This window comes from Parachlamydiales bacterium, assembly GCA_041671045.1.
In the GTDB taxonomy this organism is placed as follows: Bacteria; Chlamydiota; Chlamydiia; order Chlamydiales; family JABDDJ01; genus JABDDJ01.
In genome coordinates, this window is sequence record JBAZCF010000005.1 from 24,792 (window position 1) to 39,620 (window position 14,829).

Here is a 14,829-nt window from a genome sequence, read left to right on the forward strand (position 1 = left end):
AAAGACTCCTAAGAATATTTCATCGCACTACGGGTAATGCGATAACCCGAATTCAATTGGAGATAAATTATCTATCAATTATTTGAAAGAACAACTCGATATAGAAAATTTTAATTTCTTATTTCTAGGAAAGGATAGCTAGAATGAAGAGGAATGAGCCATAGCAGCAGATGCAGGAAGAGTTAAGGTAAACTTAGTACCCAAGGGCAAGACCTCGTCATCAAACTTAGTTTTCTCTATCGTGGTTTTGCCCGCGTGAATGGAGAAGAAATAGCGTCCTGCCGTATTGTAAGACTCTACAATCGTGAGGCCTGAAGCATTCAATCCAATGTACTCAAGATTTTTGATTTTCGCAAAAATCTCTTCAGAACATTCGAACAGAAGTTCTTTTGTTTGTAGGTGATCTTTTGCAATAGCTTTTTCTACCAATTTGACCGTCCCTACGGGCGTGCCGTTAAGCAGCCATTTATGGGGGTTTTTGGAAAGCATCCCAATACTTACTCTGTCACCGCTGGATATCTGGGTAAGAGTGGAATTTGAATAATCAATTTTGCATACTCTAGCAGTGATTGTGTAGTATTCTGAGTTATCAGGGGCGGAATCGGAATAAAGGATTTCAGCATACACACCATCAAGGGATAAAGCTGAGGATTTGAACTTCTCTTTACGTTTCTCAATTTTTTTACGGAAATGGATTGGCAGACAAAGAGTGATTTGGACGGTATCTTCTTCCACAAAGACATCTACTACCTCATAACACCCTTTAGTAAAACTGGAAAAACTGCAGATTTTCTCTTCAGCTACAACCAGCGTGTAGGAAGAAAAAAGAGCAAAAGTAAGAAGTAAAAGGAGAAGGGAAGAAGAAGGACCGGCGTGGAAGCTAAACTGAATATTTTTCATAATATGTAATTAATCGCGTCTAGGTTTATACTAACTCACTCGGTAAATAAACTCGACAATAATAAAGTGGATATTCCCCTTTATTTAATCGTCGCCTGCTCGAATTTTGATAGTCGTGCCGTCTGCGTTTCTAATAACTTTTGATCCATCCACATTTATTTGCACAGAAGTTCCGTCAGGTTTGGAGATAATCTTCTTGCCATCAGGAAATTTTTGGATGGAAGCACCGTCTGTTCCTTGAATGAATTTTGTGCCATCAGGCTTTATTCTAATGACTGTGTGATCTGGAGTTTTGATAATCTTAGTGCCATCCGGCTCTATTTGCACAGTGGAACCATCAGGATTGGTAACGACGGTCGTGTTATTTGCATACGTCTGGACAGAAGAATCCCAATAGTCGGAATGTAATGATCCGCTGAGTGCTATACTAGCTGCCAAGAGAGAGAGAGTAATGTTTTTATTCTGCATAATATTAAACTCCGCATGGATAATGTGCCTAAACTTCACATTTGAGTTTTTATGAAAGATTGTCAAGGTTTGAATGGAATAGACCTATCCAAACTTTCTTATTACCTAGCAAATAGCTCACTTCTTTGAATCTGTATGCTCATAAATCAAATTGGAAAGCTGGCTATCATCTTCAAACATGGCAAAAACATCTTCAATTGTCGACATATCGGCATTATTAGTGACAACAATGTACGCATACAAATGTCCATTTTTCCCTTCGACATACCCTGCTAATGCTTGCGTTATGAGGAATAAACGCTGTGTAGCAAGATTAATAGAAACACCTGTGCCCGGTTTTGCACGCACTTTACCCACTGCAGGAGTATTCTTTCCAAAATCCTCTAAAGATCCATCCACACCTAGAATAGGCAATGCATCAAAGAACCGCTCAAATTTTTCTTTAGGTAGATTATGACTGTATTCTAAAAGTTTAATCTCAGCTTGAGGTGTGAAGCGATTCTCATTACCTCCAGCCGCATCAACCAAAACAAAAGCATTGGGCGAAATCTTAACCTGCCCTATGACAAAATTCCCTATCAACTGCATGCCTTCATTAAATGTTTTTTTGCCGTCGTGGGAAGCAAGCAACAAGGGAACCAAGTTAGCTCCTAAATTGTGACTCACTTTTAGAATAAGTTTGGCATATTGAGATAAGGGGGGAGAAGTCCATAAAGCGACTTGTTGAGGATCCTTAAAAGACTTTAAGGTGAGGTCTTCTGAAGGCTTCTTATCGGCAGAAGCCACTTTAACACCATTTTGTTGCAAGGCTTGAATGAATGCCGTACGAGCGAAGGCTTTAGGATCTTTGATGGAGGACGTGCGTACAATATTATGCTGTCCTTGAGGGATAGTACCTTTCAAAACGATATTTTGGCCTGAATCATCCGAAGTTATCGTGATATCGAGCTTCTGATCTTTTGAAACGGTTTTGACCTGATTATCGATTTTGTATCCTGGAACTTGGGGACGCCATTTCAAATTGGCAATTTCACCTACCTCTGTAGGATTTAGGACTAGGTCGATTAAGTTCTCGTTGATCATGATGGGAGTGATAATCATATCCCGTTTCTCTACTATTTCAAAAAGGCTATCATCAATGACCACATCTCCTGTAACTTCTCTAATGCCGCTTTTTGACACCTGTTTGGCAAGATCATTAAAGCCTTGCAGGGGGTCTTCTTTAGTTAAAATTGCTCCAGGTACCTGATTGGCAACGATATGGTCCATTTTTGTGAACGCAATCGTATCGGCATTAGGCTGCCGTCCGCCCATCGTAAGGTCGCCCTGGCCCACTAAAATAAGGCTGCCCTCTAATTTTCCATTACTGACCTTGCCGGAGGCAAAAACGGGAGTCTTGAAGCGGTAGTCGTCGCCAAATGCATTCAAGAGAGCTGATACAGAGAATAATTTAGTGGTAGAAGCCGGTGAGAATAATTTGTCCGAGTTTAAATCATACAGGATCTCACCGGTCTGCAAGTCCTTTACATATACACCCCAAAAGGAATGATCGTATTTTTCCTGATGCATAATTTTTTGCATATCCTCCGGAATAGCATCTTCGGAAGCATTCAAAGAGGAAACACTTAGCGTTGCGGCAATCAGGGAATAAGCTACCCATGGGAGATAATGTCTCATTAGTGACCTGGTTGTTAATAAAAAGTAAAATATCTCTTTCACAGCTATTCTTTTTAATTTGCTGAGCTATGAAAAAATTGAGAAAACTCCTAACTTGTTTAAATAGGGACGATGACCAAAGGTTTTTCAGTTTTTACAAAGGTGTCCCAATAGGTAGCAGGCGTATTAAAAACTGAGGTGAGCAGCTCATTAGAGTAAGAGCCCACGACTTCACCTATGCCAATATAATCCGGGTCCTCATGGCTGAAGAAGGCGATCACTTCTACTTCATCTGGACCTATGTTCTCAATATTGTGAAAATGTGACGCAGGCGCAAAGGCTCCTTGGCCGCCTTTAACTTCTAAAACATCTACATTGCCATCAGGGGAAAGCACTGTGATACGTGTATGTCCTTTGACAATATATACCAGCTCACCGGCATTGGTATGCCAATGTGGTTCTACGGAACCTTTTGGATTTAATCCGAAGCCTAATATGCCTAAACCTTGAAGCTTAGGGAGGCTTGTTTTAGTCCCTAATTGAACATACCCGCCCTTAGTAAGGATAGCTTTCTTGCTATCTTCAATGTCAAATTTATAGGCGCTTGCAATAGGGCTTGGAGTCTTTTTAAGCGGTGGGAGTGTTTTGATTAGATCTTCGTTATTAGTCTTTTTAAGTCCATCCACAAAGCCTGTTTTAGTATTAAAGGTGCTATTAAAGACTGTATCCGAAATGGAGGCGACTGCTTTAGAAAAAAACATCGTTTCGGGAACGGAGTGATTTAGGGCAAAACTGACGACACTTTCGTTATCATGGATATTTTCGATATGGTGAACATATCCCTGCGGAATGAAAAATATTTCCCCTTTTTTAACAGTAAAAGTTTCGATCTTGCCGGGGGTGCGAATGGAGACTAAAATATTGCCCTCTACACAATATCCGATTTTATTGGCATTTGGGTGCCAAATGGGCGCTAAGGACCCTCTTTGCTTCAGCTTTAAATTAGCAAAGGAGATATTGACCAGTCCCGGTGTCTCTTTGGAGGTGACGGACGTGAGGCTGCCTGCAGAGGTGTTTGTTTGGGGTTTTACTGTATCCAAACTGAAAAAAAGTTTACTAGCCATATAACCTCGAAAATAATTTTTTAAATAGAGAAGGTAGTTTCTAATTTTTTTAAGGACATTGAGTGAAGCCTTATTTTAGAAATATGTAAAAAAATAATTTACGTATACCTCTTATTTTGCGACGGCAGAGCGCAGCGTTAAGTTTTGACCTTCTTTCTCCTCCAGAGATTGGATAGATGAAAATAATGTGACGAGCCCTTCCTGTAAAGTGGGGTGGGTGAAAATAGCATCTCTCAATGCTGTAAAAGGTAGTCCTGCGATCATCGCTACCTGGACAGTAGCTATGATCTCTCCGCCGCCTTCTCCCAGTACTGTCAATCCGAGAATACGATCAGTCTCTGTGTCAATTAAAGCTTTCATGAAACCATGCGTTTCGGAAAGGGTTCTTGTACGCAGCACTGAAGACATAGGTATCTTAACAAGCCTGTAGGGAATGCCTTTCGCTTTTGCTTCTGTTTCGCTAAGTCCTACCCGGGCGAATTCAGGGTCGGTAAACATACAAAAAGGGACAATACGTCCTGTTGTCACACGTCGGCCTCCCTTAATATTATCCAACACAATACGGTAATCATCATAGGCTATATGTGTGAAGTGGGGACTGCCCGCACAATCTCCGACAGCCCAGATGTCGGGCGCTGTTGTTTCCAACCGCTCATTGACTTTAATAAATCCCCGCTCAGTTGTTTTAACACCGGTCAGCTCAAGGCCTAAATTGCCGGTGTTTGGAGTGCGTCCCGTCGCAATGAGAAGATCTGTTCCCTCTAATGTGAGGGGCGCTCCATCCCGTTCACCATAAAGCTTCAAGCGCCCTGTTTGTCCTTCAACACGGCTTATGCGTGTGTTCGTCAGCACGTCTATCCCTTCTTCCTGCAATAGCTGGCGAAGTCCTTCTGAAATGTCTTCATCTTCGCGATGGGCTAAACGACTATTCCTATCAATGATAGTCACGCGGCTTCCAAAACGCCGCATTGCCTGGGCAAACTCCAAGCCTATATATCCGCCTCCTAAGATGAGCAAATGTTCCGGAATGTGATCTAATTCCAGAGCTGTGATGTGGGTCAGTGGATTTGCTTCAGAAAGGCCCGGAATAAGATCAATGGTAGCATGTGAGCCTGTACTGATGATGATTTTTTCTCCAAACAGCGTTTGAGTTTCGCCGTTAGGCAGTTTGACTTCAATGGTTTTGGGGCCGACAAAATGCCCTGAACCAATAATAAGTTCAGCGCCGCTGTTCTTGAAGTGCTCTAAATGTAAATTAACAAGATCGTTTACCATTTTACGTTTGCGATCGCGAACGGACAGCATATTAATTTTACAGTTGTCTTTGGATATGCCGAACTCTTCGCTTCTCCAGAATAACGAGGCTACCTTAGCGCTATGAATGATATTTTTACTGGGAAGGCAAGCGATATTAGGGCAGGAGCCCCCCACATATTCTCTTTCGATGACAGCTACATGCTCACCTTGTTTGGCGAGGTTCCATGCAATGAATTTTCCAGCTTCACCACTGCCTAGCACTAGGACATCGTAATTTTTTGAGGCCATAGTATTTATCCTCAGATAAAGGGATTTATAGGATCCGTCGCTCAAAATGCGAGACTGTTAAAGCGGAAGCTTGATAAACCAGGTATAAATGAGGTAGATGAAAACTTAAAGCACGTTTTTTTCCGAGTGCTTTAAGTTAAATAGGTGGGATTACTAGACAGGTGTAATAAATATTCCTAAGAAACCGTACTGCTTGATTTTCTCTTCAGTACTCCATTGATAGTAAATATTTAAACCTTCTTCAATTGTCTCCACACCCGGAAGAGCTTTTTCTAAAGTGACATCTTCAAGATATTTTTCTAGAGAGCTATATTCTCTAATCTCTGTCACATTAGCGATAAAGCTATCAGTACCATTGATGAACTTAATTTGATCGCCTACCTTGATTTTTCTGTAACTATGGGTGTTTTTTCTCCCTTCAACAGGTTTAATTCCCTGACGAATATAGGAAAACCAAGGATCTTCACAATGGATGGTAAATAGAGCCATATACTTCACTTAAATAATAATTATTAAAAGACATGTTTGCGCCGCTATGCGAATGGAAACATTATCGCACGAGAAGAAAGATTTAGTAAATTGTCGAATGGTATCGGGAAAATACCATTCGTCATTATTAAAAATTTTGCCCTATCATCAATGTTAGCATATGGGATTGAAAAGAGGACCCAAACCCACCCTGGTAGTCAAAAGAACTATAAATATTTTCTATGCATGAAGGAAGGTATTCCACATGCAGTTGGACATTCCCTTGATTTTGTGAGGAAAAATTCAGTGTTTCAACACCAAATGAGGATGCAGCCCCTATAAATGAAGCCCTGCCTTTCCCTTTATGGATAGGCGTTTTATTCACATAGCTGATTTTCTCCTCAAGAAGCAAGCGGCCGCACCGACAATGGAAAGTTTCAAAGAAACGCAAACCTAGCTCGCTTCTAAAAATAGAGGCATGCAGATCGTTTAGCTTAATATTAAAGCCTGAAGAGCCATGTTCTCGGTAATGGGACTGCCAGTTGTTTGCCCAATCCAAAGTAATAAAAGGGTCCACAATAATCTCGTGAGCTGAAGGAAAAATAAAAGGAGAGCTTATTTCAAAGTGCGGAGTTAAATTCCAGCCACAAGGTTTTGCCTTGGAAGTGATGAAGCCTAAGCTGCGGCGATGATGGGATGTGTGAAAATGGCCTCCCCATAATGCTGCGTTCATATAGAAGCAAGGATTATTCCAGCTTGCATAGAGTACTGCAGATTCTTGGTTGATGGAAGCGCTGCCATAGTCCTCAAAATAACGTACAGAGTTATAAGCATAAGCTAAGCCGCCTCCAAGTACTACATCTTGAATTCCCTTGTAGTCAAGGCCAAGAAGGGCTCCCGCAATATTATTTGAATAGCCATGAAAAGAATGCTTACCTTTTTCATGTACATAATTACCAAAAGCTGACAGCCACAAGGAAGAAGTGCCTGCATCCAGTTCAAAATCAAGCAGGGGAAGACGATGGGAACAGGCATTTCTCCTATTGCCTTGGTGCATGATGCAATGCTGTGTCAAAGCATCAGACAAAGCAAACTGTGTATTCGCCCAGCTATCAAATGGACCTATATGTTTAGGCACAAGGTTATCAAGAGTAGCGATAGAGATGCTATTAATCTGACCATCTAAGGGGAGGCCGCTAAGATAGGTTAAAGTTCCATTGGGAGCAGCAAGCGCTGCAAAAGGTACGTTATTAAGGGATCCTCCCACGATGCCGACCCCCGCTGAATGGAGTGCGACGCCGTCAAGAAAACCATCTCCCGTTGGGAGGCCTACAAGTGGAGTAAGGGTACCGTTAGGTGCCACAAAGCTCCCATAAGGACCCGATGTTGTGAATCCAACGAAAAGGCCTGTCCCGGCGTCATTGAGGGTCACAGTATATATTTTACCCGGTGCCGTCGGCAAGCCATTGAGATTTTTTACAGCTCCATTTTGTGCCACAAGTGCAGCATAGGGTAGGTTCAAGGATGTTCCGCCCATGATTGCATTTCCCTTAGCGTTAATGGCAACGCTATAATTAAGCCCTAAGGGTAGACCCGAAACCGGTATCAAAGATCCCTGCTTATCAATAAACGCAGCGTAAACGGATGCGTTATTTTGTCCGCCAATAAATCTTCTTTTGGCATCGTTGATAGCAACCCAATAAATAGCGCCTGTCGTCGGCAAGCCTGCCAAGGGCGTCACATTTCCACCTGGCGAGACTAAGCTGGCATAGGCAGAGTTCAAAGGGCCTATCCCGCCCACTATTCCTTCACCTGAATTATTTATGGCAACGCTGTAAACGAGCCCGCTTAAGGGGACGTTAAGATGTGTTGCGTTCCCTTTCTTAGAGATGAGGGCTGCATAAGGTACATTAGTGAGGAGGCGGCCTCCGCCGATGATTCCATTTCCGGATTCATTAATCGCGACAGTGTATATCTCACCAGGGGACATCAGCCCGGGAATAGCTTTTACGGTTCCCTTAGGGGAAACTAGCGCAGCATAAGCATTGATGCCGGTTGTCCCGCCGATAATCCCATATCCGGACGAATTAATAGCGACGCGATAAGTCAATCCCGTCGGAGGAAGGCCATTCAACTTTGTGAGGGTCCCATCGTGATTTAGAAAAGCAGCATAAGGGGCGCTTCCCTGTCCACCGAGGATTGCCAAAGGGCCGGAGTCTGCAACAACGTTGTTTCCGCATAGAATACTTAGTAGGGAGAAAGAAAGAAGAATAGACTTTTTAATGGTCCTGCTAAAAGTATATCCTCTCCATCGCATGCGTTTCACATTTACCCCCTAAAATAATTCTTTTAAAAGCGCTTTGTTGCAATCGGAGGTTATAATCCATGGATAGATCAAATACAATATTTTATATTGTTTACGTTGGATCATTATCGAAATAGCATTATAAAGAGTGAATTTATGGAAATGATTTGTAAAATATATTTTTTATCAATGGCGAATGCTTTCCATAATAATTACAAAATTATGAAATAGGAAAAAATAGCGTTTGCATTTACTTTCTTTGACTTTCAAACCAGGTCTTAAAATTAGTAGAACCAAGGCGTGAATCTTTCAGGGGAGTGAGCTCGTTCTCGGTTATCTTCATACCAAAATATCCTGCATTCACATCTTGGATGACATCACGCGGATCATTTGTTGCTTTAAGATATTGTCCCACGATATCTGAAAAAAGAAAACGCTCAGGGCCTGCGATATCAATAATGCCGTTAATAGGCTTTTCCATGACAACTTGGAGCAAGGCTGTAGCAACATCTTCAGAGGCGATAGGTTGCAGAAATGCAGGGGGGAGGTGAACTGTTTGTCCTATAGTGCTGAACTCTGCGATACTGTCTAGAAATTCAAAAAATTGAGTCGCACGGACGATTGTATATGGAATTTTAGAAGATTTGATTAACTTTTCTTGGGCAAGCTTTGCGCGGAAATATCCGCTTTCGGTGAGAAGGTCGGTGCCTACAACCGAAAGAGTGATGTGATGTCTTACTCCCGCGGCTTCTTCCGCAGCAACGAGATTGCGTCCTGAAGTCTCAAAAAAATCTAACACAGCCTTATCCTCGAATGAAGGAGAGTTAGCTACATCGACGACGACATCGGTATTTTTAAGTGCTTCTGCAAGGCCTTCGCCGGTGAGAGCATTAATGCCTGTAGAACGAGAGGCGGCTATAACTTCATGTCCTAGACTTTTAAGTTTATTGACTAGTTTTGTTCCAATGAGTCCGGTTCCACCTATGACAACGATTTTCATAAAGACCCTCCTGTGTATTTGGCATTAGACCAAAGCTATATTTTCAAATTAACAGTATTCTAATTATTTTGCGTTCAGCTTGATTGAAAATCTTGAAAATACTCGTTATTAAGAGGTTAAAATCCATTATTTTAGAGTTAAAGATTCTTGAAATACCTGATTTATTGACCATTTTTGATGTGGACAGGTATCGTAAGAAGCTGAAAATAAGAGAAATCTGAAAACAAAAGCATTCACCTTAAGAAAGCAAGGTAGTTATTCCTTATGAAAAACGAGAAAGAACATCTCTACGAATATGATTTTGGGGCTGCTCCCCCTATTTTATCTCTAGAATTATCTCCTGAAGTCTTTAAGAAACACTACTATGATAAAAAAACGTTGATGCAATTTTGTCGCAAACACAAAATTTCTACCACAGGTCTTAAGAAAGAATTAAGTGATCGCATAGAACATTTTCTTCGAACTGGCCAAATTCCTGTAGGAGATCATCCCAAGAAGCTAAGCTCTTTGCGGGATAGCCTTTTAGGACTGACATTAGAGAGGAGAGTTGTAAATTACAAAAGTGATCTAGTGACAAGAGAGTTTTTCATTAAGCATATACCTGCGTTTACAGGGTTTAGTGCCTATGTTCAAAAATGGCTAAAAGAGCGCTTGGCAAACTGTGAAGTGTTTACCTACGGAGACGTAATAGAAGAACATAAGCGATTTCAAAAAGAACAATTAGAATCGAAACTCCTTGGAAAGCCCAGAAAGGTAGTCCACGCTTCTTGTGAATACAATCAATTCCTAATAGATTATTCCCAAGATAACGAACTAAAGCCCCACAGTTCTATTAAGGCATGGAAATTAGTGAGGAACTCTGCCGGAGCAAAGACTTATACACGTTACAAGGCTATGTGGAGGAAAAACTAATAAATGGAATCCTCATCTTGGAAATTAAACACAAGTAATCCCGGTAAATTTGAAGAATTCAAACGTCTCTTTGCTAAATATGGAAGTGTTCTTGAAACATCACATATTGATTTGAAGGAAATTGAAGCAGATCTCATCGAGGTAGTTGCCCATAAGGCGAGTCAGCTTGGTGAAAATGTCATAGTAGAAGATACTTCTCTTGATGTTGAGGATGCCTCTATTGGGATCAATGTTCGATGGCTATTAGACCATTTAAGTGAATATGCAGGTCGTAAAGCTAAGTGGACAGCATTATTGGGATATCGTCAGGGGGATCAGATTTATATCTATAGAGGAATTGTTTCAGGCACGATTGTTCTCCCTAAAGGAGTTGCAGGCTTTGGATTTGATCCGGTTTTCTTACCTGAGGGGGCTACATATACATTAGCAGAGTCTAAACCTGATCAGGTGAATGCAAGGGCAAAAGCAGTGGAAGCACTGATGAAAAGCGACGTTTGGTCTATCCATCCCATCATTGAAAACTGGGAAGGCCCCTGGCAAGTAGGTGAATGAATATTATGAGAGAGATGTGCCATAGTCTAATTGAGGGCCAAGTTAATGGGTATGGTTAGTTGTACGGAAAAGGAATTAAATCCAAAATTAGGAAATGTACTTTCTGCTGTAGGCTGTGGAGTATTTATCATTAACTTGGATCGTAGGAACGATCGATGGGATCAGATCACTAAACATTTATACGAGTTGAGTTTATTAAGCTTCCAGCGTGTATCTGCTGTGGATGGTTTAACAGAATCGAAAAAGTTAGCAAAAAGAGTGTTACGGCAAGAAAATGAAAACTCCCCTAGCGATGTACCGACAAGGCGTCAAAGGGGAGTGCTAGGCTGCCTTAAAAGCCATTTAAAAGCATTGAAGCTGGCGTCTAAATTTTTTGACGAAATCAATATGGCATTGATTTTAGAAGATGATTGTTTCTTTATTGAAGGTGCTTCAAGAGTTTTAGAAAAGAGTTTAGATGAGTTGCCTTCTAAATGGCAGTTTCTAATGTTGGGAGCTGTGTATGGATCAGCTCCGGGCTTTATTCCAAATAGAAATTATTTAATGCGTGTCTATAATGCAACCGCGGCGCATGCCTATATGGTAAATAAGGAATCTTGCCAATTACTCATACAGCGTATTGAAGCTTTGTTAGATTCAAAAACGATCCTCCCTATAGATGAGTGCTTTATCGAGTATCAACCCCTAGAAAATTGGTATGCGACTCATCCCCTGATTGCAGGACAACGTTCAGATAATTTTAGTGATATCGATGGCATTGTCAGATTTCATACTGATGCTTGCTTTAAGTTAGGAGTGACCATTAACAGGAAAATTTGGTTATGGATGAAAATCCGACCTCTTCTACCCATAGAAATACTTGGAATAGTTGCGAAGAGTATTTCATCTATTTGGAGATGGACCTTTGGTGAAGGCTTAAGATAGGGAATACTACCTACAAGATAACTGGCAATGTTATGCTAAGCTTGTCGCAGCATTCCAATATTAATAATAAAGGAAGTCTCATGTTCGAAACATACTTGAGCAACAGAGGCTCCTTCCATTTCTACCGCTAATGTTTCATGAACCTCTTGGATAAGGGTTAGTCTTTTTGTGGTATCTGATACGAATTGATCACCACTCGCAACTATACCTAGGTGTATCTGAGGGGATTTAATGGAAAACGTTTTCAGAGGATCTTTGTTGAATATTTTATTAAAGCTGTCTTGAAAGAATGTATAGGCAAAGTTTTTTGCTAGTTTTAATAATGCTTTATCTTCCTTCAAAAAGGTAGTGAATAAAAACTGTATCTCATGTTTTGCAAAAAGTGGGCTAGCATTCATATCTACGAGGCAACATTCAAGATAACTAAAGAATGCGACATAATATTTTGAGGGAGTCCAGAGGGCCTGTGGCCTTCTGGTGGGGGATTATTAAGGGGGCAAGGCCCCCTTAATTAAGCTTTTTTTAGGAAGCAGGTTTTTAGTACTAGGGTATTTCTGCCTTTGCCGCATTCGATCTCTTCTTCGTCATCCGTTAGGCGAATATCCTTGTAGAGGGTACCTCTTTTGATTGTCATGGAGGCGCCTTTAACCTTCAGGTCTTTAATTACGGTGACACTGTCGCCGTTACTAAGTTCTGCGCCATTACTATCTTTAACACCCATAATTTGTTTCCTTTATCTAGTTTTTGGTAAGAATGCAATGCTCTAAAATATAAATAAAGGGAAAATAATTAGTATTTATCGCGCCATGAGCGTAAACGGCTACAAAACGCAGCGAGATCTTGGCGCAACCCTAGTGTCTTCTGAGCATACTGTTGCTGAAGCTGTTGGTATTCCTTTCGACCCTCTTCTGTTTCAATACAAATGGGGGAGTAGCCTTGTTCTCGTAAGTCGTATGGGCTTGCACGCATATCTAGTTCTCGCCCTTGCATAGCAAGTAAGAAGGTTTTCGCGATAAAGTCAGAACCTATCCAAGGCCACAATTTAGTCGCCCATTTGTAAAGGTCCATGTTTGCGTGCAGGCATCCTGCTTGCTCATTCTGAATGCGACTTTGCAGGGTAGGTTTAAACAAGTTGAGAGGTTCTGCTTGGGGAGTAAAAAAGCGGTAGGCGTCGTAGTGGGTGCAGCAAAGGTTTTGACTTTCAACAAAGCGTGCTAATTCATCGGAAGATAAACGTAGGTGATAGCCGGTATGGCGGAGTTCATCGGGTGATAAGCGGTAGACCATGGCCCACTCATGCAATCCAAAACATCCAAAACGGGGAGTTCGTTTTAATATCGCGTTGCATAATTCTTCAATAAATGAGACTAAGGCGAAGGCTTGACCTTGCAAACGTTGTGGATTTAATCGTAAAGTTGCGTTTTGAAGTTCAAACCAATATTCGCTAAAACCAGGCAATTCTCCGTTTTCCTCAATGGTCAAAGACTCTTCAAAGGAAGGAACCCAGTGCTTCAACTTAGAGGGTGAAAAGCTGTAGTATGTGAAAAGAAAGTCATAGACAGGGTGTTTTTGTTGCAGCCCGCGGCGTTGTAAAAACGCATCAGCCATCGGACTGACAAGTGCTGTGTGCGTCTTTGCTCGCTTCGTCCACTCTTCTAATGATAAAATTTTCATAAAACCGTAAATATTAATATAAAGATTACGCTATACCGTACCGAGGTAAAAATTCTTTAGAAGAAACACTATATTTTGATTGACTCATTATTTTTGAAAATAGACTTAATTTTTCATGACTTACAAGGGATTATTAAAGAGTTATTGCGCGGGGCTATAATTCTAGGGAACATTCATCCTGTAAAGATACATTCCTTCAACATAAATATTATTAAGTAGAGTGTTAGAAAATGTGATGTCAACAATTTCAGTACCTGTTTGAATTAATGGCCCGATATTTTTAATAATAGGATGATCCAATGAAATCAAAACAATATCGCTGGGATTAATCTGGTATAGGTTCGGGATAGAACGCATAATTTCGGTCAAAATTCTATATGAATCCAAGATATCTTTTTCCGGATTTAATTTTTCAGAGGAAGAAGCTATATATAGTTTCCAAGACGAGTCATTTTCATCATATAACCAAAAAGCGGCCCTAATTCCTAAATTTGCTTTATCAAGTTCGGATACAAATAGTTTTCCCTCTTGGATTTGCTTTTCTACCAGTGTTGTTTTATCCATGAGAGAATTCCATCTTGTTGATTGTCTATCGCCTCAATTATGCTTGAAGCGTCTTGTTGGCTTTTTATCTCATAACGGCTATTTTCGTTCCATTTAGTAACGACCGTTCAAAAAGTCTCTAATTGAGGATTAATTTTTTTGGCTTTTTCGAATTCTATTTTTAAACCCGAGAGGTTCATTAGATCAACTAAATTGTGAGAATGAAGGCTAACTACGAATTTTTTGTCGGGGATAGTTTCAGATTTAAATGCTTTGCAAATTACTGATTTTAGTCCCAACTCTATTGAATAACCTGCTAAATAGTAAGCACCAGAAAATCTATTTTCGTTCAGTAATATTTTAGCTTCTTCAAGTCTAGAATTAGACAAATATTTTGCCTTATCTCTATCTAATTCCAAAGAATTCATATAATATCTTAGCAAACGAGGTGTTATAAAAAACCGAATGGTTCTTGAGAACAATTCGGTTGGGAATGCCTATGATCGTACCATTATCGAGCCATTTTGTCGAGGAGAGTTATCACAAAAGGCTATTATCATTTCTTTAGATTTGCTGAAACGTCAACAAAAGATTCCTTTGTATCGATGGACATGGATTTCATCTCCTTGGCATTGAGATCGAGATCTTTTAAATCAACAAATCGGATCGTGCGGCTGTCAGCGGTGTGATAGTAATAGCGTGTGTTGGCTAAATCTGACGCACTTGTCCCCTGGGTTTCTTCATAAGATGTTTTTCCA

16 protein-coding genes are annotated in these 14,829 nt (G+C 40.7%); 3 read left to right on the forward strand and 13 right to left on the reverse strand.

Annotated elements, in window-relative coordinates:
* Positions 1–138 precede the first annotated feature (138 nt).
* The 8 genes from WC222_06970 to WC222_07005 form a co-directional block, all read right to left on the reverse strand.
* On the reverse strand, positions 139–900 hold the full coding sequence (locus WC222_06970) for a hypothetical protein (protein MFA6916121.1): 762 nt from the start codon (positions 898–900) through the stop codon (positions 139–141).
* Between the two features lie 84 nt (positions 901–984).
* Positions 985–1,368 (reverse strand): hypothetical protein, encoded by a 384-nt coding sequence (locus WC222_06975; GenBank protein MFA6916122.1) that lies wholly within the window; start codon positions 1,366–1,368, stop codon positions 985–987.
* 117 nt (positions 1,369–1,485) lie between these two features.
* Positions 1,486–3,045 (reverse strand): D-alanyl-D-alanine carboxypeptidase/D-alanyl-D-alanine-endopeptidase, encoded by a 1,560-nt coding sequence (dacB, locus tag WC222_06980; protein ID MFA6916123.1) that lies wholly within the window; start codon positions 3,043–3,045, stop codon positions 1,486–1,488.
* A 98-nt stretch (positions 3,046–3,143) separates the two neighbouring features.
* Positions 3,144–4,148, reverse strand: coding sequence for a cupin domain-containing protein (locus WC222_06985; protein ID MFA6916124.1), 1,005 nt, complete (start codon positions 4,146–4,148; stop codon positions 3,144–3,146).
* Between the two features lie 111 nt (positions 4,149–4,259).
* Positions 4,260–5,693 carry a mercuric reductase gene (locus WC222_06990; protein MFA6916125.1) on the reverse strand — a complete coding sequence of 478 codons (1,434 nt, stop codon included), beginning with the start codon at positions 5,691–5,693 and terminating at the stop codon, positions 4,260–4,262.
* Positions 5,694–5,846: 153 nt separating this feature from the next.
* Entirely contained in the window at positions 5,847–6,182 is a 336-nt protein-coding gene (locus WC222_06995) for an ASCH domain-containing protein (protein ID MFA6916126.1), read from the reverse strand.
* Positions 6,183–6,309: 127 nt separating this feature from the next.
* Complete coding sequence (locus WC222_07000; protein ID MFA6916127.1) at positions 6,310–8,478, reverse strand: autotransporter domain-containing protein; 2,169 nt, start codon at positions 8,476–8,478, stop codon at positions 6,310–6,312.
* A 238-nt stretch (positions 8,479–8,716) separates the two neighbouring features.
* Positions 8,717–9,466: an SDR family oxidoreductase gene (locus WC222_07005; protein MFA6916128.1), complete on the reverse strand. Its 750-nt coding sequence runs from the start codon at positions 9,464–9,466 to the stop codon at positions 8,717–8,719.
* A gap of 264 nt (positions 9,467–9,730) precedes the next feature.
* Here WC222_07005 and WC222_07010 point away from each other — a divergent pair, with 264 nt between their 5' ends.
* Genes WC222_07010 through WC222_07020 form a run of 3 tightly spaced genes read left to right on the forward strand, consistent with a single transcriptional unit; the run spans position 9,731 to position 11,854 of the window.
* Positions 9,731–10,378 (forward strand): SAP domain-containing protein, encoded by a 648-nt coding sequence (locus WC222_07010; protein ID MFA6916129.1) that lies wholly within the window; start codon positions 9,731–9,733, stop codon positions 10,376–10,378.
* A 3-nt stretch (positions 10,379–10,381) separates the two neighbouring features.
* Positions 10,382–10,930 carry a non-canonical purine NTP pyrophosphatase gene (locus tag WC222_07015; protein ID MFA6916130.1) on the forward strand — a complete coding sequence of 183 codons (549 nt, stop codon included), beginning with the start codon at positions 10,382–10,384 and terminating at the stop codon, positions 10,928–10,930.
* Between the two features lie 45 nt (positions 10,931–10,975).
* On the forward strand, positions 10,976–11,854 hold the full coding sequence (locus tag WC222_07020) for a glycosyltransferase family 25 protein (GenBank protein MFA6916131.1): 879 nt from the start codon (positions 10,976–10,978) through the stop codon (positions 11,852–11,854).
* A 35-nt stretch (positions 11,855–11,889) separates the two neighbouring features.
* On the opposite strand, the gene WC222_07025 is transcribed toward WC222_07020, so the two are convergent.
* The 5 genes from WC222_07025 to WC222_07045 all read right to left on the reverse strand — a co-directional run bounded on the left by WC222_07025 (position 11,890) and on the right by WC222_07045 (position 14,499).
* On the reverse strand, positions 11,890–12,252 hold the full coding sequence (locus tag WC222_07025; GenBank protein MFA6916132.1) for a hypothetical protein: 363 nt from the start codon (positions 12,250–12,252) through the stop codon (positions 11,890–11,892).
* Between the two features lie 113 nt (positions 12,253–12,365).
* A complete protein-coding gene (locus WC222_07030; protein MFA6916133.1) occupies positions 12,366–12,575 on the reverse strand; it encodes an alkylphosphonate utilization protein in 210 nt (69 codons plus the stop codon).
* Positions 12,576–12,643: 68 nt separating this feature from the next.
* Positions 12,644–13,528, reverse strand: a complete 885-nt coding sequence (locus WC222_07035) for a hypothetical protein (GenBank protein ID MFA6916134.1) — start codon at positions 13,526–13,528, stop codon at positions 12,644–12,646.
* A gap of 162 nt (positions 13,529–13,690) precedes the next feature.
* Positions 13,691–14,092, reverse strand: coding sequence for a hypothetical protein (locus WC222_07040; protein ID MFA6916135.1), 402 nt, complete (start codon positions 14,090–14,092; stop codon positions 13,691–13,693).
* 107 nt (positions 14,093–14,199) lie between these two features.
* Positions 14,200–14,499: a hypothetical protein gene (locus tag WC222_07045; GenBank protein ID MFA6916136.1), complete on the reverse strand. Its 300-nt coding sequence runs from the start codon at positions 14,497–14,499 to the stop codon at positions 14,200–14,202.
* Between the last annotated feature and the right edge of the window lie 330 nt (positions 14,500–14,829).

Bases quoted from the DNA above. Each gene is read 5' to 3' on its own strand.
- WC222_06970 (MFA6916121.1), bottom strand. From the start codon at position 900: ATGAAAAATATTCAGTTTAGCTTCCACGCCGGTCCTTCTTCTTCCCTT.
- WC222_06975 (MFA6916122.1), bottom strand. From the start codon at position 1,368: ATGCAGAATAAAAACATTACTCTCTCTCTCTTGGCAGCTAGTATAGCA.
- dacB (MFA6916123.1), bottom strand. From the start codon at position 3,045: ATGAGACATTATCTCCCATGGGTAGCTTATTCCCTGATTGCCGCAACG.
- WC222_06985 (MFA6916124.1), bottom strand. From the start codon at position 4,148: ATGGCTAGTAAACTTTTTTTCAGTTTGGATACAGTAAAACCCCAAACA.
- WC222_06990 (MFA6916125.1), bottom strand. From the start codon at position 5,693: ATGGCCTCAAAAAATTACGATGTCCTAGTGCTAGGCAGTGGTGAAGCT.
- WC222_06995 (MFA6916126.1), bottom strand. From the start codon at position 6,182: ATGGCTCTATTTACCATCCATTGTGAAGATCCTTGGTTTTCCTATATT.
- WC222_07000 (MFA6916127.1), bottom strand. From the start codon at position 8,478: ATGCGATGGAGAGGATATACTTTTAGCAGGACCATTAAAAAGTCTATT.
- WC222_07005 (MFA6916128.1), bottom strand. From the start codon at position 9,466: ATGAAAATCGTTGTCATAGGTGGAACCGGACTCATTGGAACAAAACTA.
- WC222_07010 (MFA6916129.1), top strand. From the start codon at position 9,731: ATGAAAAACGAGAAAGAACATCTCTACGAATATGATTTTGGGGCTGCT.
- WC222_07015 (MFA6916130.1), top strand. From the start codon at position 10,382: ATGGAATCCTCATCTTGGAAATTAAACACAAGTAATCCCGGTAAATTT.
- WC222_07020 (MFA6916131.1), top strand. From the start codon at position 10,976: ATGGGTATGGTTAGTTGTACGGAAAAGGAATTAAATCCAAAATTAGGA.
- WC222_07025 (MFA6916132.1), bottom strand. From the start codon at position 12,252: ATGAATGCTAGCCCACTTTTTGCAAAACATGAGATACAGTTTTTATTC.
- WC222_07030 (MFA6916133.1), bottom strand. From the start codon at position 12,575: ATGGGTGTTAAAGATAGTAATGGCGCAGAACTTAGTAACGGCGACAGT.
- WC222_07035 (MFA6916134.1), bottom strand. From the start codon at position 13,528: ATGAAAATTTTATCATTAGAAGAGTGGACGAAGCGAGCAAAGACGCAC.
- WC222_07040 (MFA6916135.1), bottom strand. From the start codon at position 14,092: ATGGATAAAACAACACTGGTAGAAAAGCAAATCCAAGAGGGAAAACTA.
- WC222_07045 (MFA6916136.1), bottom strand. From the start codon at position 14,499: ATGAATTCTTTGGAATTAGATAGAGATAAGGCAAAATATTTGTCTAAT.